A 22,550-nucleotide genomic window follows, 5' to 3' on the forward strand; every position below is an offset into this window, starting at 1 on the left:
ATGTCGCCCCGAGCCGCTCCACCCGGCTCCGCGGCTACCTGACGAGGCGTACGCCGCGCGTCGGGCTCACGCTGCGCAGCGTGGTCTTGCCCCCCGCGACCACCACGCGGTAGGCCGTGGAGCGCGTCTGCCGCACCTTCCAGCGGTAGGTGCCGTCGGCGCGCGTGGTGCGCGCCGAGACGGTGCGCCACCGCGACGTGCCGGCCACCCGTCGCTGCAACGTGATCCGCACGCCGCGGACCTTGGCGCCGGTGCCGCGCACGACGGCGGTGCCCCGCACCACGAAGGCCTGGTTGCGCCGCACCCGGGACTTCGAGGACGTCGTCACCGCGCGCACCGCCTTGCGCACGATCGGCGCCGGCTTGACCGTGGGCTTCACCGTCGGCCGCACGCTCGGCTTCACCGTGGGCGTCGGGGTGGGCGTGGGCTTGGGGGTCACCGGCAGCCTGAGGTTGCTGCTGGCCCAGGCTCCGGGGAGCCCGCCCCGGGCCACGGCGCGCACCCGCACGGTCGTGCTGGCCCCGGCGGCGTACCCGGTCAGCTGCCAGCTGCGCGCGGAGGGGGCCAGCCGGGTGATCGCACCGTCGCGCCAGACCTCGTAGCGGGCAGGCGCTGCGCCGGTGGCCGGCGGCTGCCACGCCAGGCTCACCGTCGACGTGCCCGCGGTGGCCCGGAAGGACGCCGGGGCGCTGGGCGCGGGGGCGTCGCAGGCGTAGACCTGCAGGTCGTCGAGCCACCAGCCGATGTCGTGGTAGGCCTCGTCGCTCTCCAGGTGCAGCACCAGGCGCACGGTCTGCCCCTGCAGCGAGGTCAGGTCGAGCCGACTGGACCCCCAGCCACGGCTGTCGCCGCTGAAGCCGGTGAAGGAACCCGGCTCTCGGTCTCCGACCACCTGCTTGTCGGGACCGTTGGCCCAGGCCGAGCTCGGCAGGGCGACCTCCTGCCACTCTCCTGCGACGGACCTCTGCACCTGCACGGTGGCGCCGTCGTAGTACTTGCCGCGTGCCACGTCGTGGTCGAAGGCGTACGCGTGCGAGAAGTGGAAGTAGGCGCCCCCCGCCGTCAGGGGCACGGCGAAGGACTTGCTCGTCGCAGACGAGACGGGCTCGTCGCCGTACTCGAAGGGCGAGGGCGAGAGGCCGAGCAACGACTCCTTGCCGCTGCGGGCGTAGGCGTAGGAGCTCCAGCCGGCGTCGGCTCCGGGGCGGACCCACAGCCCCTCGGTGACCTGCCAGCCGAACTCGCGTGTCCGCTCGGCATCGAGGAGCAGCTTGCGCCGCACGCTCGCGGTCGGACAGCTCGCAGGCACCTCGGGGGCCGCCGCGCCTGCGGCAGCCGGGGCGGCGGTCATCTCGGTCGCCTTGGTGGCGGCGCGGACCGACGTGCAGTCGGCGGCGGTGAAGCCGGCAGTGCCAGTCACCGCCAGCTCGTCGCAGGTCGAGGCGAGCACCCGGGCGAGATCGGCGTACTGGGACCCCGAGGTCAGCCGCGGGATGACCTGCAGGTAGAGCGTCCCAGTCTTGGTGAGGCCGGCGTCGTCACCGTCGATGCCGGTCACCGTGGTGCCGTTGAACCGGCCACCCTGCGAGATCAGGTAGGCGGCCTTGTTGCCCACGCCGAGGTTGTGGTGCACGAAGCCACGGTCGGAGCCCCACAGGGCGGCCTCGTCCTTCCACAGCGGGCTGCGCATCCGGTCAGGCTGGCCGTGGGCCGTCGGGTCAGCCAGCGACCGCAGCGCGCCACGGGTCAGGTCCTCCCCCATGAGCCAGTCGTCGTCGACCGCTGGATCCGTGGCGCCCACGACGGCCGCGGCGAACCCGGCGGCGATGCCGGGGTCACCGGTGGGGATCGGCCCCGCCGTCGGCGACGGGCTGTCGCTCGGGGCGGGCGGATCGGTCGGGGACGGCTCGTCGGTCGGGGACGGGTCCTCCGTCGGGCTCGGGTCCTCCGTCGGGCTCGGGTCCTCCGTCGGGCTCGGGTCCTCCGTCGGGCTCGGCTCCTCCGTCGGGCTCGGCTCCTCCGTCGGGTCGGGGTCCTCCGTCGGGTCGGGGTCCTCCGTCGGGTCGGGGTCCAGCGCCGGCGCGCGCTGGTCGACGACCTCGCCGATCACGTCGGCGAGCGACTCGTTGATGGCCCCACTCTGCTGCCAGTAGAAGAGTGCGGAGGTGCGCTCGACGTAGCCGTGCGTGAGCTCGTGGGCCACGATGTCGTCGACGGCGTAGCCCGCCCCGAGCACGACGCCGGTGCCGTCCCAGAAGGCGTTGCGGTAGGGGCAGGCGTTGCTCTCGCACCAGTTGACCGTGGCGAGCAGGCGCTTGCCACCGACCCCGCTGACTCCCAGCATCCCGGTCAGGTCGATGCCGGCCAGCTCGTCGTACGTCGCTGCGGTCGCACCCAGGTGGGCGAAGGCGCGGCGGGTCTCCCCCCGGACCGGAGGCTCCGCCTCGGTGCCGGCCGCCTCGGCGCAGGCCGTGGTGCTGCTCTCGGAGGTCCGCTCGGTACCGGCGTTGTCGCAGACCCACCGGCTCGTGGCGCGCGGCGCGTTGTCGAAGCGCAGCGCGACCTCGCCGCGGTCGGTGCCGACGAGGACGGTGTCGCGCACAGCGGCGCCGTCGCGCACCTCGACCTCCCACACCGGGCGGGTGCCGCCGGGGGTGGTGACGCCGACCAGCGCCGGGTCGAAGAGGCGGCGGCCGAGCAGCTCGCCCTCGAGGGCGTCGGCGTCGAGGTCGTGGGCGCGCGCCGAGGCGCGCACGGCGGTGCGGACCGCGGTCGCGGCCGCCACCTCGGGGCGGGACGCCTCGACGGGCTCGCGGGTGGTCGCGGCCTCCAGCGAGACGACGTCGGCGTCCTCGTCGAGCACGGTGACGACCTGCCCACCGAAGACGGGGACACCGTCGACCTCCTGCTGGGCCCGGACGACGGTGCCGCCGGTCGCGGAGGGCACGGCCTGGGTGACGACCGCCTCGGACACCTCGCCGTCGAGACCGAAGGCCTCGCCGTGCTCGTCGAGCACCTCGGCGGTCGCGCGCGTGGGCGAGCCCGACGCCGTCTCGAGCACCGCGGACCCGTCGGCCGAGACGACCGAGGTGACCGCACCGGCGTCGTCGCGGGCGACCTCGACGTCGCCGGACGCCTCGTCGCGGAGGTCGGCGAGGGCCGCCTCCGCTGCGTCGGCCGGGCGGGGCGGGTCGGCCTCCGCGGCCACCGCCGGGCTCACCGCAAGGGGGCTGGCCACCACGGCCAGGACGGCCGTCAACGCCACGACGCGGGGCAGCAGCCCCCGCCGGTGACGTCCGCTCATCGCCGCCCCCGCTGCTCAGGTGTGGGGCTCATGCTAGTTGACGGAAATGTCGGTGACGACCCGAATTTTCTATCTTCCGGAACCGAGGAGTTCCGCAATCTCCTGCGTCGCCCACCAGCCGAGCTCCGGAGGGTCGTCGTACGCCGCCGAGCCGGGGTCGAGCGGGGCGTCGTCGGCGTGCACCGCCACGACCCGGGCGAGCGCCACCGGAGCCTCGGCGTCGGCCACCTCGGCGACCACGACCACCCGCCGGCCGGGGCCGTCGAGCAGCGCCGCGGAGGCGTCGGCGGCGTCCTGCAGCGCGTCGTACTCCGCCTCCTCGTCGTCGCCCTCGGCGCGGAGCCGGGCGGCGCCGGCCGGCACCTCGCCGGTCTCGTGCAGCTCGCGCAGCTGCGCCCAGGTCAGCGGGAGGTAGAGCCGCGGCATCAGTCGTCCCTCGGCGTACGCCGCCCGCGCGGCGCCCGGGGCCGGGCGTCGCTGGCGCTGTCGACCAGCTCGTCGAGCGCCTCGCGCACGCACTGCCCGAGCACGTCGATGTCAGGCAGGGCGTCACGGTCGGCGGCGATGCCGTAGTAGACGGCGCCGTCGTACGACGTCACGCCGACCGACATCGAGAAGCCGGGGAGCAGCGGCGGCACCGGGTAGGTCTCCAGCATCTCGGCCCCCGCGAGGTACATCGGGAACTGCGGACCCGGCACGTTGGTGACCACGAGCTTGACGGCCTGGCGCGCCTCGGCGAAGGCGACGCGCGACCCCAGGGCGTGGAAGGTGGTCGGGGCGAAGCCGGCGACGCCGGCGATGCGGTCGGCGGCGACGGCGCGACCGGTCTCGCTGTGGGCGCGCAGCGCGTAGGAGACCTGGTGCAGGCGGACCACCGGCGAGCCCTCGCCGATCGGCAGGTCGACCAGGTGGCCGACGACCTGGGACCCGAGCGAGGTGGGCTCGAGCTCCTCGTCGATCACGCTCATGGGCACCAGCGCCCGCAGCCGTCGGCTCGCGCTCACCGGCTCCGCGCGGGTCATCAGCCAGGCGCGCAGCGCCCCGGCCAGCGTCGCCAGGATGACGTCGTTGACCGTGCCGCCGTGCACCCGCCGGACCTTGCGGTAGTCCTTGAGCGAGGTGCGCACGCACACCAGGCGGCGCTGCGCGGAGGGCTCGACGCTGAAGGGCGACTCCGGCAGCTGCCGCCGCCCGAGGCTGCCGGTGAGCCCGCCGGCCAGGGAGCCGGCAGCCGCGAGGCTGCCGCTGAGCACGCGGCCCACGGCCTCCGCGTTGCTGCGGGCGGACGCCGCCGCGACGCGAGGGTCGCGCACGGTCTCGCCGAGGGCGCTCAGCAGCAGCGAGGCCTGCGTCGGCTCCTGCCGGGGCACCCAGCCCTCGTGGACCAGCTGCCGGGGACCCTGGTCGACGTCGAGCAGCACCTGGCCGAGGTCGACCGTGGCGATGCCGTCGACCAGCACCTGGTGCGACTTCGAGAGCACCGCGACGCGGCCGCCCTCGAGCCCCTCGACGTAGTAGACCTCCCACAGCGGCCGCGAGGGGTCGAGCCGGCGCGACACGATCCGGGCCGCCAGCTCGCGCAGCTGCTCCATGCTGCCCGGGCGGGGCAGTGCCGAGCGGCGCACGTGGTAGGCGAGGTCGAAGGACTCGTCGTCGATCCACACCGGGTTGGCCAGCCGGCCCGGGACGCCGCGGAGCCGCTGCCGGTAGCGCGGCACGAAGGCGATCCGGTCGTCGATGTGGCGCAGCAGCACGTCGTAGTCGAGCCCGGAGTCGGCGGGGTCGAAGATCTCGAGCGTCGCGTTGTGCAGCGGGGTCTGGTCGGTCTCCTCCGCGAGCAGGGCGAGGTCGCTGCGGCGCAGCCTGTCCGACGTCGGCACCGAGACCACCTCCGCTCATCCGGTTGAGGGACCGCATGGGATTGTGGCAGAGCCCAGCCAGGCACCGTCGAGCACACACCCGGGAGGAACCCGTGCCAGCCCTGCGCCACCCCGTCCGCCCTCGTCGTACGGCGCTCGGCGGCGTCGCCGCGGCACTCTGTGCCGTGCTCCTGGCCGGCTGCGGGAGCGACGACGGCTCGGCGGCCGCCGAGCCGGGCGACGAGTCGCCCAGCAGCTCACCCAGCCCGACCGCGGAGTCGCCCGAGACCACGGCCACGCCCAGCCCCACCAACGAGGCGTCCGGTCAGCAGGTCGAGGTCGACCTGACGGGCGGGGGCACCCCCGACGCGCAGTCCGTCGAGGTGACCTCGGGCGAGCCGGTCACGCTGGTGGTCGAGGCCGACACGGCCGGCGAGCTGCACGTGCACAGCACCCCCGAGCAAGACCTCGACTACCCCGCCGGCCGCTCGGAGCACCAGCTGACCCTCGACAGGCCCGGCGTGGTCGACGTCGAGTCGCACGACCTGGGCGTCGTGCTGGTGCGCTTCGAGGTCCGCTGAGCACCGGGGTCCTCGGCGTGTTCGTCCCGCAGCACGGGCTCGGGGGCTCCCAGGACCTCCCGCTGCCCTTCCCGCTCGTCGTGGGTGGCGCCGTCGCCGCGCTGGTGGCGTCGTTCGCCGTGCTCGCCCTGGCCTGGCAGCGGCCCCGCTACGTCGACGGCCGACCTCAGCGGCCCGCTCCCCCGTGGCTGGGCCGGCTGGTCGACCACCCGGCCTGGGCCTGGACCTGGCGCGTCGTCGGGCTGGTCTTCTTCGGCTTCCTGGTCTGGCCCCTGGTGTGGGGCCCCGACCTGGTCACCAACCCGGTGCTCGGCACCTTCTACGTCCTCGTCTGGGTGGGCCTGGTGCCCGCGTCCCTCGTCGGCGGGCGGGTGGTGCGGGCGCTCTCCCCCGTCCGCACCCTCAACCTGCTGCTGGCCACGCTGCTGCGCAGCGACCCCGCGCAGGGCGTGGCGACGTACCCCGCGCGTTGGGGCTACTGGCCCGCGGCGGTGGGGCTCTACGCCTTCACCTGGCAGGAGCTGGTCAACCCGCAGAGCGCCTACCTGGGCTCGGTACGGGTCTGGCTGGCGGCGTACGTCGCGGTGATGCTGGTGGGGGCCGCGATCTACGGGGACACCTGGCTCTCGCGGGCCGACCCCTTCGAGGCCTGGTCGGACCTGCTGGCGCGGCTCTCGCCCTGGGGCCGCGACGCCGACGGCGCCCTGGTGGTGCGCAGCCCCCTGGCCAACCTGGCCACGGCGACCCCGCGACCCGGGCTGCTGGCCGTGGTGGCGGTGATGTTCGGCTCCACGGCCTTCGACAGCTTCGGCGACACCCTGCTGTGGCAGCGCGTCCGGCTCGACCTGCCGGTGCCCGACGTCCCGCTCGACAGCCTGGCCCTGCTGTCCTTCTGCCTGGTGGTGGGAGTCAGCTTCGCCCTGGCGTCGGGTCGCATCCCGGCCCGACGGCTGGCGCACGCCCTGGTGCCGATCGTGGTGGGCTACCTGGTCGCGCACTACCTCACCTACTTCGTCGAGCAGGGGCAGTCGACGCTGCTGCAGCTGAGCGACCCGCTGGTGCGTGGCGACGACCTCCTCGGGATCGGCGACGCGACCGTCAACTACTGGCTCTCCTTCCACCCGACGCTGCTCGCGTGGGTCAAGGTGCTCGCCATCGTCACCGGCCACGTGGTCGGTGCGATCGCCTCGCACGACCGCGTGGTCGCGCTCGCCCCGGAGCGACGACGGGTGAGCAGCCAGCTCGCGATGGTGGGCATCATGGTCGTCTACACCGCCACCGGCCTCTCCCTGCTGATGGCGGGCTGACCGTCGCCGACGCCGGCCACACCGCGTCGTGCACCTCGGCGAAGGCCCGGCGCAGCGCGTCGCCGTGCTCGACGACCGCCGCGCCCGTGACGAGCGCACGGTCGGCGGCGGCCCGGTCGTCGGGCACGAAGAGCACCCGCTCCGGCCGCAGGTAGCCCTCGACCATGCCGACGATGTCGCGCCGGCTCCACCCCAGCGAGTCACGCATCCGGTTGACCACCACCGTCACCGGCGCCGGCCCCAGGTCGCGCAGGTCGACCAGCGTGCGCGCCAGCCGGGCCAGGCCCGTGGGCTCGGCGCTGCCCACCGCGACGACGTGGTCGGCCCGTGCCAGGGCGTCGAGCGTCATCTGGTTGCGGGCCAGGCTGCGGCCGGTGTCGCCGTCGTCCTCGAGGCTGAAGCCGGTGTCGACCACCACGTCGCCCACCGACGCGGCCTCGTCGAGGATCACGTCGAGCACGCCCGGCCGCACCTCCACCCAGCGGTCGGGTCGCGGCAGGCCGGTCAGCACCTCCAGCCCGTCGCGCAGGCGTCGCCGGCACCGGGCGAAGGCCGCGGCGTCGAGCGTGCCGGCGTTGGCCGCCCGGGCCGCCGCCAGCAGCCCGCTGGTCTCGTCGAGCACGCCCAGGTGCTGGGCCACGGCACCGCCGTGGGGGTCGGCGTCGACGAGCACGGTCGACGCCGTGCGCGCGCGGAGCGTCGCGAGGGCGATCGCGGTGGTGGTGCGGCCGGGGGCGCCGGCGCCCCCGTGCACGGCCACGACGCGGCCCGCCTCAGCGGCTGGCTCGCGGAGCTCGGCCTCCGGCGGGACGGGATCGACGACGAAGCTCCGCGATCCCGCGCCGCGCACCGCCTCCGCGAGCGACGCCACCTCGCCCGGGTCGTGGCAGTGCACGACGCCCAGGCGCGTCAGCACCTCACGGTCGCCGCCGACGGCCACGCAGCGCACGTCGTCGCGCAGCAGCCGCACGACGGCGTCGGCGTCGAGGCCGGGCAGCAGCCCGCTGACCACCGCCACGGACGCCGTGCCCGTGGTCGCCGTCCCCAGCAGGTCGGCCAGGTCGACGCAGCGCTTGAGCACCGCGATCCCCTCGGTGGGCAGGAGGCGCAGGGCCTCGGTCTCCCAGGGCTCACCGCCCGCGGCGAGCAGCACCGAGATCGGTCCGGAGGTCGGCGACGGCACCGACGGGCTCACGTGCTCATCCCGTCCGTGCGACCACGACGCGGCCGTCGGCCAGCCGCCCGAGCGCGTCGCCGAGCTCGTCGGTGCGGTCGTCGGGGAGGCCGAGGATCACCTGGCGCGTCTGCTGCGGCGCGAGCCCGTCGGCGTCACCGCCGGGGACCTCCACCACCTCGACCCCCTCCAGCACGCGCACGGCCGGCTCGCCGTCGCCGCCCTCGGGGCCTGCGGCCACCCACACGTCGACCACCGACCCCTGTCGCACGGTGCGGGGCAGGTCGTCGGCAGCCACGCTGAGCGGCACCTCCACCAGGGGCTCGACGGCACCGGTGGCCACCGCGCTCCGGGGCAGCAGGTCGCCCGCGGCGACCTCGCGCTCGACCCGGGTGCCCTCGGGCAGCGCCTCGCCCGCCGAGACGTACGCCGCCGCCGTGTCGCCGTCGGGGAAGCGGACGTCGCGTCGCTGCACGTCGTCGGCCTGCACCACGGCACCGGCGGGCAGCGTCGTCGTGGCCGCCCACACCGGCACCGTGTCGTCGGCCGACGCGACCACCCGCGCACCGAGCACGATCGACCCGGCGACGAGGGCCAGGCCCAGTAGCAGCCGCGGGTTGCGCCAGCCCGGACGCCGGCTGCGCGAGGCGGCCGGAGCGGTGACCACCGGGGCGCTCACGGTGCCGTCCACAGGCTCTGGGCGAGGTCGCTTCGCGACAGGACGCCTCCGGTGGCACAGTGGGGCACGTGGACGCGACCCCGCGCTTCTTGCAGCTGCCCGACGTGGCCGAGATCCTGAACATCTCCGGCGCCCAGGCCTACGCGCTCGTACGCCGCGGCGACCTGCGGGGGATCAAGATCGGTGGTCGCGGGCAGTGGCGCGTCGAGGCCAGCGAGCTCGAGGCCTACATCCAGCGGATGTACACCGAGTCCGAGCGCTTCGTGAGGGACCACCCCTTCGTCGAGGGCACCCTGCCCGGCGAGTGAGCCGCGGGCGCTCGCGCGCCTCACGGCGTCCACCGCACCGCGACCAGGGCCTCGGCGGGCACGAGCAGCGTCGAGCCGGCCGCGTCGACCTCGACGAAGTCCTGCCCGACCCGTCGCAGGACTCCCTCGCGGCGTGACCCGTCGCGCAGGTGCAGCAGGCACGGCCGCCCACCCTCCGCGACCCGGCGCAGCAGCGCACGCAGCGGGAGCCGGTCGGCGACCGAGCCCGTCGACGGGTGCGCTGCGCGGGGCCCGAGGCCACCGACGCCGAGCAGGTGCGACGTCGGCACCACCCAGGCGGCGTCCCCCGCGTCGCGGAGCACCACCCAGCCCTCCCCGCTCCGGGTGAGCACGCCCCGGACCTGCAGCCCGGCCGGGAGCAGCAGCGTCACGTCGAGACCGACGGCCGCGCGCAGCCGGTCACCCAGCGTGACCTGGGCGTACTCGGAGTGCGCGAGGTCGCTCACCTGCAGCTCGCGCTCGACGAGGTCGAGGCCGGCCGCCTGCTGCTCGAGGTCGTCGAAGAGCTCCAGGAGCCGGGACTCCCAGCTCGTACCGGTCATGTCTGCTTCCCCCGTCCGATGGCCCGATGGATGGCCCGCCGGGCCTCCACGCAGGTGGCATCCCCGGCGAGACGGGTTCCCAAACCGATCTGGGGCTGCTGTGGACAGTCGATTGACACCGCGCCACTCTGCGCGTTGTCTGACGCAAACGCAAGCAAACGCATGAATCGGGGGTCAACGCATGGCACTGCACGATCGCGACTTCGACGACCTCCTCGTCGAGGGCGCCTCGTGGGTCCTGGCCGCCCTGGCCGGGTGGGCGCTGCTCCTGCTGCTGGCCGGGGTGCTGGAGCGGCTCAGCGCCGGGCGCTGCCCGTCGCTGCGCTGGGTGGGCTGCCCCCGCGCGTGGCGACCCGCGGTGCTGCTCGTGGCCTCGGCGGTGGTCGCACTGCCTGCGGTGCCCGCCTCCGCCGGCACCGGCTGGCTCCCGGCGCCCGAGCGCACCAGCGACGCGCCCACCTCCACGCGGAGCGTGGGCGCGCCGACGACAGCGCCCGACCGGGACCAGGGCGCCGAGCACCTCGTCGTACGGCCGGGTGACTCGCTGTGGTCGCTGGCACGCGGCCTGCTCCCTCGGGCCAGCGATCGCGAGGTCCAGGCCCTGGTGGCGCGCCTGCACGCGACCAACCGCGACCTCGTCGGCGCCGACCCCGACCTCATCCATCCCGGGCAGCGGCTGCGGCTGCCCTCCGACACCCCAGGAGCCTCCCGATGAAGACCCTCCCGTTGAGCCGCATCCCCCGAGACCGGGTCCCCGTCGCCAGCGTCCAGGGCACGCTGGCGCTCGACCTCGCCCAACCCTGGGAGGCGCCGGCGCCCGCGCCGCCGCACCCGAGCGAGGCCCTCGCCGCGGAGCACGGCAGCCCCGTCGTGGTCGCGCCCCGTGGCCGTGCGGCGGAGGTCGACGAGGTCGCACAGCACTTCGCCCAGGCGCTGGTCGAGGTCCTCGGGGGCGAGCGCGGCCCCGGCCAGCTGCTGCGGTGGGCGACGCCCGACGTCTACGCCGTGCTCCAGCAGCGCGCGACGCTGCTCGGCCGCACGGTCCCGGCCGACCGCCGGGTGCGGCGGCTGCGCTCCCGCATCCGCAGCGTGCACGTCGGGCGCCCACGACCCGGCGTGCTCGAGCTCGCCGTCCACCTCGTGCGCGGCGAGCGCTCCCATGCCGTCGCCGCCCGGCTCGAGCACCGGCTGGAGCGCCACCGGGGCGAGCTCCGCGCCGCCTGGGTCTGCACCGCCCTCGAGCTCGGCTAGCAGCCCGCCGAGAGGTCACTCCCTGACCTCCGAGACGTCATCGGGTGACGCCTGGGAGGTCAGGGAGTGACGCCTCGGCGGTCAGGGAGTGACGCCTCGGCGACGGTGAGGTGCGGTCAGCCGACCCGGCTGATCTGGCCGGTGGGGCCGCCGGGGGCGCCGTGGCAGCGCTTGTACTTCTTGCCCGAGCCGCACGGGCACACCTCGTTGCGACCCGCGTTGGCGTACGGCGAGTCGTCGCCGCGCTCGGTGCGCACCTCCACCTCGCCGTCCTCGCTGGGCGCGGAGTAGCTCAGCTGCTGCGGCTCGGCGTGGGGCTCGAAGCCCTTGGCGCGCACGTGCCGGTGGTCGTGCTCGTGGTCGTGGTGCTCGTGGTCGTCGTGGTCGTGCTCGTCCTCGAGCTCGTCCTCGTCGACCTCCTGCACCTCGACGTTGAAGAGGAAGCCCACGGTCTCCTCGCGGATGCCCTCCTTCATCGCGTTGAACATGTCGTAGCCCTCGCGCTGGTACTCCACCAACGGGTCCCGCTGCGAGTAGGCGCGCAGGCCGATGCCCTCGCGCAGGTAGTCCATCTCGTAGAGGTGCTCGCGCCACTTGCGGTCGAGCACCGAGAGCAGCACCTGGCGCTCCACCTCGCGCATCCGGTCGGGGCCCACCGAGGCCTCGCGGGCGTCGTAGGCCTTCTGGGCGTCGGCCTGCAGGTCGGAGACCAGCGTGCCGCGGTCGAGCCCGTCGCGCCCGCCCGCCTCGCGCTCGAGGTCGTCGACCCGGAGGCTGACCGGGTAGATCGTGCGCAGCGCCGTCCACAGCGCGTCGAGGTCCCACTCCTCGGGGAAGCCCTCGGTGGCGGCCAGGACGTAGGTCTCGATCGCCCCGTCGATCATCTGGCGCACCTGGTCGGTGAGGTCCTCGCCCTCGAGGACCGCGCGACGCTCGGCGTAGATGACCTCGCGCTGGCGGCTCATGACGTCGTCGTACTTCAGCACGTTCTTGCGGGACTCGAAGTTCTGCGACTCGACCTGGCCCTGCGCCGACTGGATCGACTTGGTCACCGACTTGTTCTCGATCGGCACGTCGTCGGGCACCTTCAGCGCCAGCAGCACGCGCTCGACCCAGTCGGACTTGAAGAGCCGCATCAGGTCGTCGCCGAGGGAGAGGTAGAAGCGCGACTCGCCGGGGTCGCCCTGACGGCCCGAGCGACCACGCAGCTGGTTGTCGATGCGCCGCGACTCGTGCCGCTCGGTGCCCAGGACGTAGAGACCACCGAGCGCGGCGACCTCGTCGTGCTCGGCCTTGACCTGCTCGGCGACGCGGTCGTGCGTCTCCTGCCACGCCGCCTCGTACTCCTCGGCGTGCTCGACGGGGTCCAGGCCCTTGGCGCGCAGCTCCTGGTCGGCGAGGAAGTCGACCGACCCACCGAGCATGATGTCGGTGCCTCGACCGGCCATGTTGGTCGCCACGGTGACCGCGCCCCGGTGGCCGGCCACGGCCACCACCTTGGCCTCGTCGGCGTGCTGCTTGGCGTTGAGCACCGCGTGCGGCACCCCGCGCTCCTTGAGCAGGCCCGAGAGCAGCTCGGACTTCTGGACCGAGGTGGTGCCGACCAGCACCGGCTGACCGGTCTGGTGCCGCTCGGCGATGTCGTCGACGACGGCGGCGAACTTCGCCTCCTCGGTCCGGTAGACGAGGTCCTTCTGGTCGACGCGGGCCATCGGCTTGTTGGTGCGGATGGGCACCACGCCGAGCTTGTAGATCTTGTCGAACTCCGACGCCTCGGTCATCGCCGTGCCGGTCATGCCGGCGAGCTTGTCGTAGAGCCGGAAGTAGTTCTGCAGCGTGATCGTCGCGAGGGTCTGGTACTCCTCGCGGACGGTGACCTTCTCCTTGGCCTCGATCGCCTGGTGCAGGCCGTCGTTGTAGCGGCGCCCGGAGAGCACGCGGCCGGTGTGCTCGTCGACGATGAGCACCTCGTCGCCCAGGACGACGTACTCCTTGTCGTTGCGGAAGAGCTCCTTGGCCTTGATGGAGTTGTTGAGGAAGGAGATCAGCGGGGTGTTGGCCGACTCGTAGAGGTTCTCGATGCCCAGGTAGTCCTCGACCTTGGTGATGCCGGGCTCGAGGATCGAGATGGTGCGCTTCTTCTCGTCGACCTCGTAGTCGGTGTCCTTCTGCAGCCGCTCGGCGACCTTGGCGAACTCGGCGTACCAGTGCACCTCGTCCTGCGTCGGACCGGAGATGATCAGCGGGGTCCGGGCCTCGTCGATGAGGATCGAGTCGACCTCGTCGACGATCGCGAAGTTGTGGCCGCGCTGGACGCAGTTGTCGAGCGAGGTCGCCATGTTGTCGCGCAGGTAGTCGAAGCCGACCTCGTTGTTGGTCGAGTACGTGATGTCGCACAGGTACTGCTCGCGGCGGGCGTCGGGACGCAGGTCGGGGGTGATGACGCCCACGGTGAGACCCAGGAAGTGGTGGATCCGGCCCATCCACTCCGCGTGGTACTTCGCCAGGTAGTCGTTGACCGTGACGACGTGGACGCCCTTGCCCGACAGCGCGTTGAGGTAGGCGGGCAGCGTGGAGACCAGGGTCTTGCCCTCACCGGTCTTCATCTCCGCGATGTTGCCCAGGTGCAGCGCCGCGCCACCCATGATCTGGACGTCGTAGGGGCGCTGGCCGAGCACCCGCTTGGCGGCCTCGCGGACCGTCGCGAAGGCCTCGGGCATCAGGTCGTCGAGCGACTCGCCGTCGGCCAGGCGACGCTTGAACTCGTCGGTCATGCCGCGGAGCTCGTCGTCGGACATGGCGACGAAGTCGTCCTCGATCGCGTTGACCGCCTTCGCGATCGCCTCGAGCTGGCGAAGGATCTTGCCCTCGCCGATGCGCAGGACCTTGTCGATGAGCGTCACGCGGGACAACTCCTTGGAAGACGGGGGACGGACCAGGGCGCGGCAGCCCGCCGACCACTGTAACGGGCAGGGTGGCCTGCCACCGCCGGACCGCCGATGCTGGGGCCCATGACCTATCTCGAGGAGCTCTTCTCCCTCGCGGGCAGGCGCGCGGTCGTCACCGGCGCCAGCTCCGGCATCGGGGCCGCCGCGGCCGAGGCGCTCGGACGCGCGGGCGCCGCGGTGCACCTGGTGGCGCGCGACCCGGGGCGGCTCGAGGCGGCCCGCACCCGGCTGCTCGACCACGGCGTCGCCGCCACCGCCGCGTCGGTCGACCTGGGCGACCCGGCCGCGCTCGACGCGCTCTGCACCTCCTCCGAGGTCGCCGACTGCGACGTGCTCGTCACCTGTGCGGGGGTCAACCACCGCCCCGAGCTGCACGAGACCTCCGAGCACGAGCTGCAGGAGACGATGGCGGTCAACCTGCTCGCGCCCTACCGGCTGGGCCAGGCTGTGGGACCACGCATGGTCGGTCGCGGCTTCGGACGGATCGTCAACGTCGGCTCCCAGCAGACCTGGAGCGCCTTCGGCCGCTCCGGGGTGTACGGCGTGACCAAGGCCGCGGTGGGCGGGCTGACGCGCTCGCAGGCCGAGGCCTGGTCGGCGTCCGGGGTGACCTCCAACGCGCTGGTGCCCGGCTTCGTGGTCACTCCCATGACGCGGGCCACCGTGGCCGAGCCGGGACGTGAGCAGGCCCTGGCTGCGCGCCACATGGTCGGCCGCAACGGCGTGCCCGAGGACTTCGCCGCCGCGGTCGTCTTCCTGGCCTCCCCCGCCGCGGGCTTCGTGACCGGGCACCTGCTCGCGGTCGACGGCGGCTTCTCGGTGCACTGAGGCCCGCCCAACCCGATGAGTACGCCGCCCCGCCCGAGGGCGGAGCCCGTGCGGCTGCACCGCACGTCGGGCACCACGGCGCCGTGGTTCACCGTGCGGCGGTGACCTCGGCCAGGAGTGGCGCGGCCAGGTCGCCGCGCGGTCGCACCACCACGTCGTCGAGGTCGAGCCAGCGGGCGACCTGGTGCAGCTCGGCCGCCAGCTCGTGGGCGGTCTCCGGCGGCGCGCCCGGCTCGGCGTACGCCCCCTGCACCAGCAGCGAGCGACCGGCGCGGTCAGCCTTGAGGTCGACCCGACCGACCACCTGGTCGCCGAGCAGGAAGGGCAGCACGTAGTAGCCGTGGCGTCGCAGCTCCGCCGGCACGTAGATCTCGATGCGGTAGTGGAAGTCGAAGAGGCGCTCGGTGCGCTCGCGCTCCCACACCACCGGGTCGAACGGGCTGAGCAGCGCCCGGGCCCGGACCCGGCGCGGCCGGGCGGCGTCGCGGTGCAGCCAGGCCTCGCGCGGCCAGCCGTCGACCCGGGCGGGGAGCAGCTCGCCCGCCTCGACCAGGCGGTCGACGGCGGCCCGGGCGGCGCGCTGGCCCTGGCCGCGCACCATCTGCAGCCGGTAGTAGTCGGTGAGGCACCGCAGGGTGGCGACACCGTGGCTGCGGGCCGCCCGGCGGACCAGCTCGAGCACCGCGTCGGCCTCGGAGGGCACGGGAGCCTCGAGGACCTCGGGTGGCAGCACCCGCTCGGGGAGGTCGTAGATCGGCTCGAAGTGCTGGTTGCGGCCCGCGATCACCAGGTCGCCGACGGTGTAGAGGTAGTCGAGGGCCTTGCGCGACTCCGACCAGTTCCAGCCCCAGTGCTCCTTGACCCGGGGGGCGCCGTCGTCGAGGTCGCGCGCCGTCGACGCGCCCCGCTCGCGCACCTCCTCGCGCACGCGCTCGGCCAGGCCGGCGTTGGTGCCGAGCCATGTGTGCCACCGCGGGCTGCGGCGGTGGTGCTCCATGCGCGGGCGCATCACCGGCCAGAGGTCGACCGGCATGAAGGCCTGGACGTGCGCCCAGTACTCGACCATGCGACGCGGACGCCGCTCGGAGGCCCGCTGCAGCAGCCCGACGTCGTAGGGACCCATGCGCGAGTGGAGCGGCATGTAGTGCGCCCGCTGCAGCACGTTGACCGAGTCGACCTGCAGCACCCCGGTGCGCCGCAGCGCGCGCTGCAGCGTGCGCATCGTCGGCACGGCGTGGCGGGGATCGGAGAACCCCTGCGCGGCCAGGGCCACGCGCCGCGCCTGCGGACGGCTGAGCGCGACGACCTCGGTCATGGGCGCACGCTAGCGGCGCCGACCGACAGCGCGGACCCCGCCCGTCACCCGCCGGGACGCGTCAGGGGATGTCGAGCAGCTTCTCGCGCACGGCGTACATCACGGCCTCCATGCGGGAGTGCAGCTGGAGCTTCTCCAGGATGTTGCGCACGTGGTTCTTCACGGTGTTCTCGGAGATGAAGAGCTCCCGCGCGGTGTCGCGGTTGTTGAGCCCACGTGCCACCAGCCGCAGCACCTCCAGCTCTCGCTCGGTGAGCTTGGGGGTGGGCACCTGCTCGCGCTCGGCGCGCGACATCTCCTTGAACTCGTCGATCAGCTTGACCGCCATGGACGGGCTGATCAGCGACTGTCCCTCCGCGACGACGCGCACCGCCTGGGCCACCTCGTCGATGGAGGAGTCCTTGAGCAGGTAGCCCGAGGCGCCGCTCTTGACGGCCTCGTAGAGGTCGCCCTCCTCGTCGCTGACGGTCAGCATGATGATCTTGACGCTGGGGACCAGCTCCTTGATCTTCACGCAGGCCTGCAGCCCCGAGCGCTTGGGCATCCGCACGTCGAGCAGCACCACGTCGGGCACGGTGCTGACGACGAGGTCGGTGGCGCTGATGCCGTCGCCGGCCTCGCCGACGACGTCGATGCCGGGCTCGACGCCCAGCAGCATGGTCATGCCGCGGCGGAAGAGCTCCTGGTCGTCGACGACGACGACGCGGATCGGCTCGCCCTCACCGGCCTCCGCGGCGTCACCCTCCACCATGGCCTCACTATGTCACGTCGAGGGCGATGACCCCGTAGTCGTACCCGCGCCGGCGGTAGACCACGGAGGGCTGCTCGGTCTCCTTCTCGACGAAGAGGTAGAAGTCGTGACCGACCAGCTCCATCTCGTAGAGGGCCTGCTCGAGCGTCATCGGCGACCCCTGGTGGGTCTTCTGCCGCACCACGAGCGGGCCGTCGCCGGTGACCGCGACGGGGCCGACCTGGCGCTCGGTCGTGGCCTCGGCGTCGGGGTCGACCGTCGGGGCGGCCGGCGGCCGGCTGCGCGCCATCGCCTCGGCCACGGACTCCGGCTTGTGCTGACCGCGGTGCACCTTGCGCCGGTCGGCGGCGCGACGCATCTGGGCCGCCATCTTGTCGACGGCGAGGTCGAGCGCGGCCATCTTGTCCTCGGCGCTGGCCTCGGCCCGCACGATCGGACCCTTGGACCTCGCAGTCAGCTCGATGCGGACGTTGCGCTCGGGCTCGCGCGGACGGGCCTCCTTGGCCAGCAGCACGTCCACCCGGATGATGCGGTGGTCGTGCTTCTCCAACCGGATGAGCTTGTCGGCGACGTGCTCACGGAACCGGTCCGAGACCTCGCAGTTCTTGCTGCTGACCACAACGTCCACCTGTGACCTCCTGTCTCCGGACCCCGACGACAGCGTCGGCAGGGCCACGACTGTCGGTTATCCGATGACTGGGCAGAGCCCGGACCCCTTCGAGTGGCCGCGGACGCTCTGCGCGATCTCCATGTGCCGACGTTAGTCGGGTGGGGCAACCGCGGGAAGAGCATTCGGTCACCTATGCACCCCAGGTGCCTGCGCCGGGCGCCTGGCCGGGTGCCTGCGCCGGGTCGCGGCGACCACGCAGACCGCCCGGACCCGCAGTCCGGAGGTCTCCAGCGCGCGCTGCGCCTCGCGCGCGGTGCTGCCGGTCGTGAGCACGTCGTCGACCACCACCAGCGAGACCTCCTCGCCGCTGCGGGCCAGCCGCTCGCGCGCCGCGGGCCGCACGGCCAGGGTCCCGGCGCGGTTGCTCCGGCGCGCCTCGGCGCCGAGCTCCGACTGGTCGGCGGCCTCCCCGACCTGCGCGAGCAGCGAGGCGACCCGCACCGCTGGTCCCGCCAGCCGCGCCGTGCGGCGGGCCACGCGCAGCAGCGGGTCGTGCCCGCGGGCGCGCACCACGCGCCGGGTGCTCGGCACCGGGACCAGCAGGGTCCGCCCGTGGTCCGGCAGCGCCGGGGCCAGCCCGAGGAGCAGGCAGCGGGCGAGCGGGTCGCACAGGCCATGCACCGCCCGCTCCTTGTGGGCGACCAGCAGCGCCCGCACCACCCCGTCGTACGCCGTCGCGGCGAAGCAGGGGGCCAGGCCCGCGGGGCGTGGCGACGGTGACACCTCGAGCGCCGCGCTCGGCAGCGTGCTGCGGCACGACGCGCACAGCGAGCGGCCGCGCGCCCCGCACCCGGCGCAGCACCCGCCGTGGACCAGGTCGAGCCACGCGTCGATCACCTCGCCGAGGTTGCCCCGCCCCGGCCGGCCGCGCCATGCCCGGCACCTGCCCTGTGGACGACCGGCTGCTGCCGAGGGGTCAGGGACCGTAGGCGGCGGCCGTCACGCCCGACGCGGAGCGCGGCCAGGTGCCCTCGGCGCTGAGCGCGTAGGCGCGCTCGTCGGGGGTGAGCAGGCGCAGCGCGGTGCCCGACCGCGGCGAGACCACCATCGCGCTCGCGGCCTCCCGGAAGGCGGTCGGCTCCTGGGTGCTGGCCCCCAGGGGCGACCCGTCGACGGAGACGAAGTCGACCGCGCTGGTCTCCTCGGTGGGGCGGGTGAGCACCGCCAGCGTCGCCGGGTCGCGCCAGCCGACGTCGACGGCAGGCGGGTCGCTTCCCACCGACAGCGCCCGGGAGCGACGTGCCCCGGAGACCTCCCCCTCGTCGGTGCGCAGCACGTCGACGACGCGCACCTGCGGTGCCGAGGGGTAGCCGACCACGAGCCGGCTGCCGTCGTGGGCCACCTCCAGGGAGCTCACCTGCTCCCCCGTCACCCGCGGCACCTCCACCTCGCGCACCCGGCCGTCGCTGACCAGCAGCACGCGGGCGGCGCCGCGGTCGAGCACCCACAGGTCGCCGAACATGTCGTACGACGGGCGCGCGAGGTCCTGCCCCGTCAGCAGCTCGCGCTGCTCGCCCTCGTCGGTGAGCGGGACCTCGACCAGGCGGCGGCCACCGTCGAGCACGGCGGCCACGCGGCGCGGCTCGGAGGCGACGGCGAACGACCTGGCGGGCAGCTGATGGTCGGCCAGCGGACCGGCGACGGGCTCGCTGCCCGCGGGCGTGGTGCGCAGCAGCCTGTCGTCCCGCAGCGTGTAGAGGGTGGGGTCGGCGCTCCCGGCCGCGTCGAGCCTCGGGGCGCGGGTCACGGGGGTGTCGATGCCCCCCGACGGCATCGGCACGGGCGTGCCGCCCACGGTGAGCCGGACGCTCTCGATGCCCGGGAGCTGCCCGAGGGTCCAGACCAGCTGGTCGGCCGCCCGCTCGAGCTCGGCGGCGGGAGCCTGGAGCAGCTCACGGGTCAGCGGCACCTCGGCGACGCCGCTCTCGGTGACCACCACGGAGAGCTCGAGGTCGGTGCCTCGCGGGAAGGCCGAGCGGCTGACCTCTGCGAGCGCCTCACCAGGCCCGGCCAGCAGGCCGCGCACCAGGTTGGTGGCCGACTGCTCCCCCCGCGGGATGAAGACGGGGTCGGGCAGCAGCACCGTGCCGGTCTGGTCGAAGAAGTGCAGGTTGGTGCGCTCGAAGGCGCGGTCGAAGAAGGAGGCGGGCACCACGAGCTGCGGGGGCGGGTTGTCGATGCGCCACTGGCCGTCCTCCGAGACCAGGTCGATGTCGAGGTCCTCGGTCTCCCCCGGCTCACCCCCGCGCCAGCCGCCCCGGGCGTCGAGGCGGCGTACGTCGGAGAGGCGCACGGTCGCCCCGCCACTCGTCGGGAGCACGGTCAGGGCGTCGTAGACGACCGTGCCGCGGTTGGGCTGCCAGGTGGCCCGCACCCGCTCGGAGAGGAACTGGCGCGCCACCCGCGTCGACAGCGGGTTGGCCTGCTGGGCCACGAAGAAGCCGGAGACGATCGCCGAGGGTGAGCCGTCCTCGGCCGGCCCCGGCGGGTCGAAGTACGGCGCGTCGAGGGGCTCGTCGGGGGCGGCGGCGGACTCGTGGCGCACGGGTCCCGACGTCGGGAGCTGGGCGCAGCCGCTCAGCACCACCGCCAGGACCGTGAGCAGGGCGAGCAGCGCAGCGGCGGGGCGCCTCATCGCGACACCGGCCGGGGCCGTCGTGGCCGGATCCGCAGGTCCTCCGGCACCAGGGGCAGCGGGCTGTGGGTGAGCGCGTCGCCGGCGTGGCGCGGCAGCGTGAGGCGGAACTGGGCCCCGCCCCCGGGGGTGCCCCAGGCCTGCAGCCAGCCTCCGTGCAGCCGGGCGTCCTCCAGCGCGATCGAGAGGCCGAGGCCGGTGCCGCCCGTGGTGCGGGCGCGCGCGGGGTCGGCCCGCCAGAAGCGGTTGAAGACCATGGCCGACTGACCGGGCTCGAGGCCGACGCCGTGGTCGCGCACCGTGAGCGCGGTGCCCTGCTCGTCGCTGGCCAGGCGGATGGAGACGCCCTGCTCGTCGGCGTGGTCGATGGCGTTGGCGACCAGGTTGCGCACGATGCGCTCGACGCGGCGCGTGTCGGCCTCGACCAGGAAGACGCCCTCGTCGAGCACCCGCACCGGGACGCCGCGCTGGCTCGCCATCGGCGCCGTGGCCGTGACGACCCGGTGCGCGATGTCGGCGACGTTGACGTCCTCGAGGTCGAGCACGGCCGCGCCCGCATCGAAGCGGCTGATCTCGAGCAGGTCGGCCAGCAGGTTCTCGAAGCGGTCCAGCTCGGTCTGCAGCAGCTCGGCCGCGCGCGCCGTGACCGGGTCGAAGTCGTGCCGGGCGTCGTGGAGCACGTCGCCGGCCATGCGCACGGTCGTCAGAGGCGTGCGCAGCTCGTGGGAGACGTCGGAGACGAAGGTGCGCTGCACCCTCGAGAGGTCGACGAGCTTGCGGATCTGCGACTGCAGCGCCTCGGCCATCTGGTTGAACGACACGGCCAGGCGCGCGATGTCGTCCTCGCCGCTGACCTGCATCCGCTCCTCGAGGCGGCCGGAGGCGATCCGCTCGGCGACGCGCCGCGCCAGGCGCACCGGCGTGATGACCTGGCGTACGACGAGCAGGGCGACGCCGGCGACCAGCACCAGCAGCAGCGCGCCGGCGGTGAGCAGCACGCCGCGCAGCAGCTGCAGCGTCCGCTGCTCCTCGCCCATGGGGAAGAGGTAGTAGAGCGCGTAGGTGCCGCCGTCGGAGGGCAGCACGACGGTCGAGCCGACGGCGACGCCGGGCTGCTGCGACGGCTCGCCCTCCACCGCGGTGCCCGTGTAGCCGATCTCGGTGAAGGTCCACTCCAGGCCCTCGGTCGCCTCCTCCACCGCCTCCCGGAGCGACTGCGGCACGCTGGCCGGGTCGACGCGGGGGGTGGTGCGCACCCCGGTCGAGCTGGCGCCCTCCCCCACCGGGCCCTCGACGAGGACCTCGAAGCCCTTGGCGTCGCCGCGGGCCACGAGGGTCTCCACGAGGAGCCGCAGCTGGGTCTCGGGGTCGAAGTCGTTGCCGCCCGCCGAGCTGAGCCGCTCGCGCACGATCGCGGTCTCGGTGCGGGCCTCGGCCAGGGAGGCGTCGACGCGCCCCTGCACCAGGCCGTCGGCGAGCTGGCGCATCACCAGCCAGCCCACCGACCCCACGACCAGGGCGCTGAGCACCACGATCGTCGTGACGACCCGCGCACGCAGCGAGCGGCGCCAGAAGCCGGCCGTCGCCGAGGGCAGGGCGCGCAGCCGCTCCCAGGGCCCCGGGCGCGCGGTGGCCGCCGGGCTCGGGTCAGGCGTCGGGGACGACGTCATCGGTGGCCCCCGCCTTGTAGCCAACGCCGCGCACCGTCACCACGATCGTGGGGTTCTCCGGGTCGGTCTCGATCTTGGCGCGCAGCCGCTGGACGTGCACGTTGACCAGCCGGGTGTCGGCGGCGTGCCGGTAGCCCCACACCTGCTCGAGCAGCACCTCGCGGGTGAAGACCTTGCGCGGCTGCTGGGCCAGGCAGGCCAGCAGGTCGAACTCCAGCGGCGTCAGGTTGATCGGGTCGCCGTCGCGGGAGACCTCGTGGCCCGCCACGTCGATGCTCAGGTCGCCGATCCGCAGCTCCTCGGGGGCCGGCACCTCGAAGCGCCGGACCCGGGCCCGGATCCGTGCCACCAGCTCCTTGGGCTTGAAGGGCTTGGCGACGTAGTCGTCGGCGCCGGACTCCAGCCCCTCCACCACGTCGACGGTGTCGCTGCGGGCGGTCAGCATCACGATGGGGACGCCCGACTCGGCGCGGATCTGGCGGCACACGTCGACCCCGTCGAGGCCCGGGAGCATCAGGTCAAGCAGCACGACGTCGGGCCGGAACGCCCGAAACTCGCGCAGCGCCTGGTCACCGTGGCTGACCACGTGGCTCAGGAAGCCCTCGGTGCGCAGCACGAGCGTGAGCATCTCCGCGAGCGCTGCGTCGTCGTCGACGACGAGCACCCGCGGCCGCTCCACGGCCTCGTGCTGCGCCACGTCAGGACCC

General features: G+C 74.1%; 20 protein-coding genes. 6 read left to right on the plus strand and 14 right to left on the minus strand.

The window, feature by feature from the left end; all coding sequences use genetic code 11:
- Window positions 1-34: 34 nt before the first annotated feature.
- The 3 genes from IG63_RS0113830 to IG63_RS0113840 form a co-directional block, all read right to left on the minus strand.
- Complete coding sequence (locus IG63_RS0113830) at window positions 35-3,304, minus strand: M4 family metallopeptidase (protein ID WP_030484946.1); 3,270 nt, start codon at window positions 3,302-3,304, stop codon at window positions 35-37.
- 69 nt (window positions 3,305-3,373) lie between these two features.
- The gene (locus IG63_RS0113835) at window positions 3,374-3,730 is read right to left on the minus strand and encodes a DUF6912 family protein (RefSeq protein ID WP_030484947.1); all 357 of its coding nucleotides are present in this window, start codon (window positions 3,728-3,730) and stop codon (window positions 3,374-3,376) included.
- Complete coding sequence (locus IG63_RS0113840; protein WP_084597215.1) at window positions 3,730-5,184, minus strand: WS/DGAT/MGAT family O-acyltransferase; 1,455 nt, start codon at window positions 5,182-5,184, stop codon at window positions 3,730-3,732. The genes IG63_RS0113835 and IG63_RS0113840 overlap by 1 nt, the downstream gene beginning before the upstream one ends.
- Before the next feature lie 92 nt (window positions 5,185-5,276).
- On the opposite strand from IG63_RS0113840, the gene IG63_RS21605 reads away from it, so the two are divergent.
- Together IG63_RS21605 and IG63_RS0113850 are read left to right on the plus strand one after the other, a co-directional pair.
- Window positions 5,277-5,744 (plus strand): hypothetical protein, encoded by a 468-nt coding sequence (locus IG63_RS21605; protein WP_157210177.1) that lies wholly within the window; start codon window positions 5,277-5,279, stop codon window positions 5,742-5,744.
- A gap of 17 nt (window positions 5,745-5,761) precedes the next feature.
- Window positions 5,762-7,051, plus strand: a complete 1,290-nt coding sequence (locus IG63_RS0113850) for a hypothetical protein (protein ID WP_030484950.1) — start codon at window positions 5,762-5,764, stop codon at window positions 7,049-7,051.
- On the opposite strand, the gene IG63_RS0113855 is transcribed toward IG63_RS0113850, so the two are convergent.
- Together IG63_RS0113855 and IG63_RS0113860 are read right to left on the minus strand one after the other, a co-directional pair.
- Window positions 7,002-8,246: a CpaE/TadZ family protein gene (locus IG63_RS0113855; protein ID WP_157210178.1), complete on the minus strand. Its 1,245-nt coding sequence runs from the start codon at window positions 8,244-8,246 to the stop codon at window positions 7,002-7,004. The two genes, IG63_RS0113850 and IG63_RS0113855, sit on opposite strands and share 50 nt — an antisense overlap.
- Window positions 8,247-8,250: 4 nt before the next feature.
- Complete coding sequence (locus IG63_RS0113860) at window positions 8,251-8,904, minus strand: hypothetical protein (protein WP_036195644.1); 654 nt, start codon at window positions 8,902-8,904, stop codon at window positions 8,251-8,253.
- 68 nt (window positions 8,905-8,972) lie between these two features.
- Between IG63_RS0113860 and IG63_RS0113865 the strand changes: the two genes are divergently transcribed.
- A complete protein-coding gene (locus IG63_RS0113865; RefSeq protein ID WP_030484953.1) occupies window positions 8,973-9,212 on the plus strand; it encodes a helix-turn-helix transcriptional regulator in 240 nt (79 codons plus the stop codon).
- A gap of 20 nt (window positions 9,213-9,232) precedes the next feature.
- On the opposite strand, the gene IG63_RS0113870 is transcribed toward IG63_RS0113865, so the two are convergent.
- A complete protein-coding gene (locus IG63_RS0113870) occupies window positions 9,233-9,775 on the minus strand; it encodes a hypothetical protein (protein WP_030484954.1) in 543 nt (180 codons plus the stop codon).
- Window positions 9,776-9,956: 181 nt separating this feature from the next.
- Here IG63_RS0113870 and IG63_RS21610 point away from each other — a divergent pair, with 181 nt between their 5' ends.
- A complete protein-coding gene (locus tag IG63_RS21610) occupies window positions 9,957-10,490 on the plus strand; it encodes a LysM peptidoglycan-binding domain-containing protein (RefSeq protein WP_051706799.1) in 534 nt (177 codons plus the stop codon).
- Complete coding sequence (locus tag IG63_RS21615) at window positions 10,487-11,026, plus strand: Rv3235 family protein (protein WP_051706800.1); 540 nt, start codon at window positions 10,487-10,489, stop codon at window positions 11,024-11,026. Before IG63_RS21610 ends, IG63_RS21615 begins: the two co-directional genes overlap by 4 nt.
- A 116-nt stretch (window positions 11,027-11,142) precedes the next feature.
- On the opposite strand, the gene secA is transcribed toward IG63_RS21615, so the two are convergent.
- Window positions 11,143-13,929 (minus strand): preprotein translocase subunit SecA, encoded by a 2,787-nt coding sequence (gene secA / locus IG63_RS0113890; protein WP_030484956.1) that lies wholly within the window; start codon window positions 13,927-13,929, stop codon window positions 11,143-11,145.
- Window positions 13,930-14,037: 108 nt separating this feature from the next.
- Here secA and IG63_RS0113895 point away from each other — a divergent pair, with 108 nt between their 5' ends.
- On the plus strand, window positions 14,038-14,802 hold the full coding sequence (locus IG63_RS0113895) for an SDR family NAD(P)-dependent oxidoreductase (RefSeq protein ID WP_245604436.1): 765 nt from the start codon (window positions 14,038-14,040) through the stop codon (window positions 14,800-14,802).
- Between the two features lie 88 nt (window positions 14,803-14,890).
- On the opposite strand, the gene IG63_RS0113900 is transcribed toward IG63_RS0113895, so the two are convergent.
- The 7 genes from IG63_RS0113900 to mtrA form a co-directional block, all read right to left on the minus strand.
- Window positions 14,891-16,117: a winged helix-turn-helix domain-containing protein gene (locus IG63_RS0113900; RefSeq protein WP_030484958.1), complete on the minus strand. Its 1,227-nt coding sequence runs from the start codon at window positions 16,115-16,117 to the stop codon at window positions 14,891-14,893.
- A gap of 61 nt (window positions 16,118-16,178) precedes the next feature.
- Window positions 16,179-16,868, minus strand: a complete 690-nt coding sequence (locus IG63_RS0113905; RefSeq protein WP_051706802.1) for a response regulator — start codon at window positions 16,866-16,868, stop codon at window positions 16,179-16,181.
- 7 nt (window positions 16,869-16,875) lie between these two features.
- Window positions 16,876-17,496, minus strand: a complete 621-nt coding sequence (gene hpf / locus IG63_RS0113910; RefSeq protein ID WP_030484960.1) for a ribosome hibernation-promoting factor, HPF/YfiA family — start codon at window positions 17,494-17,496, stop codon at window positions 16,876-16,878.
- 168 nt (window positions 17,497-17,664) lie between these two features.
- Window positions 17,665-18,375 (minus strand): ComF family protein, encoded by a 711-nt coding sequence (locus IG63_RS20805; protein ID WP_051706804.1) that lies wholly within the window; start codon window positions 18,373-18,375, stop codon window positions 17,665-17,667.
- A gap of 79 nt (window positions 18,376-18,454) precedes the next feature.
- Window positions 18,455-20,173: an LpqB family beta-propeller domain-containing protein gene (locus tag IG63_RS0113920; RefSeq protein WP_030484962.1), complete on the minus strand. Its 1,719-nt coding sequence runs from the start codon at window positions 20,171-20,173 to the stop codon at window positions 18,455-18,457.
- Window positions 20,170-21,843: an MtrAB system histidine kinase MtrB gene (gene mtrB / locus IG63_RS0113925; RefSeq protein WP_084597161.1), complete on the minus strand. Its 1,674-nt coding sequence runs from the start codon at window positions 21,841-21,843 to the stop codon at window positions 20,170-20,172. The genes IG63_RS0113920 and mtrB overlap by 4 nt, the downstream gene beginning before the upstream one ends.
- Window positions 21,821-22,540 (minus strand): MtrAB system response regulator MtrA, encoded by a 720-nt coding sequence (mtrA, locus tag IG63_RS0113930; RefSeq protein WP_211249328.1) that lies wholly within the window; start codon window positions 22,538-22,540, stop codon window positions 21,821-21,823. Before mtrA ends, mtrB begins: the two co-directional genes overlap by 23 nt.
- Window positions 22,541-22,550: the final 10 nt, after the last annotated feature.

Origin of the sequence: Nocardioides aequoreus, from assembly GCF_000720335.1 — a bacterium.
Classification (GTDB): Bacteria; Actinomycetota; Actinomycetes; order Propionibacteriales; family Nocardioidaceae; genus Marmoricola; species Marmoricola aequoreus.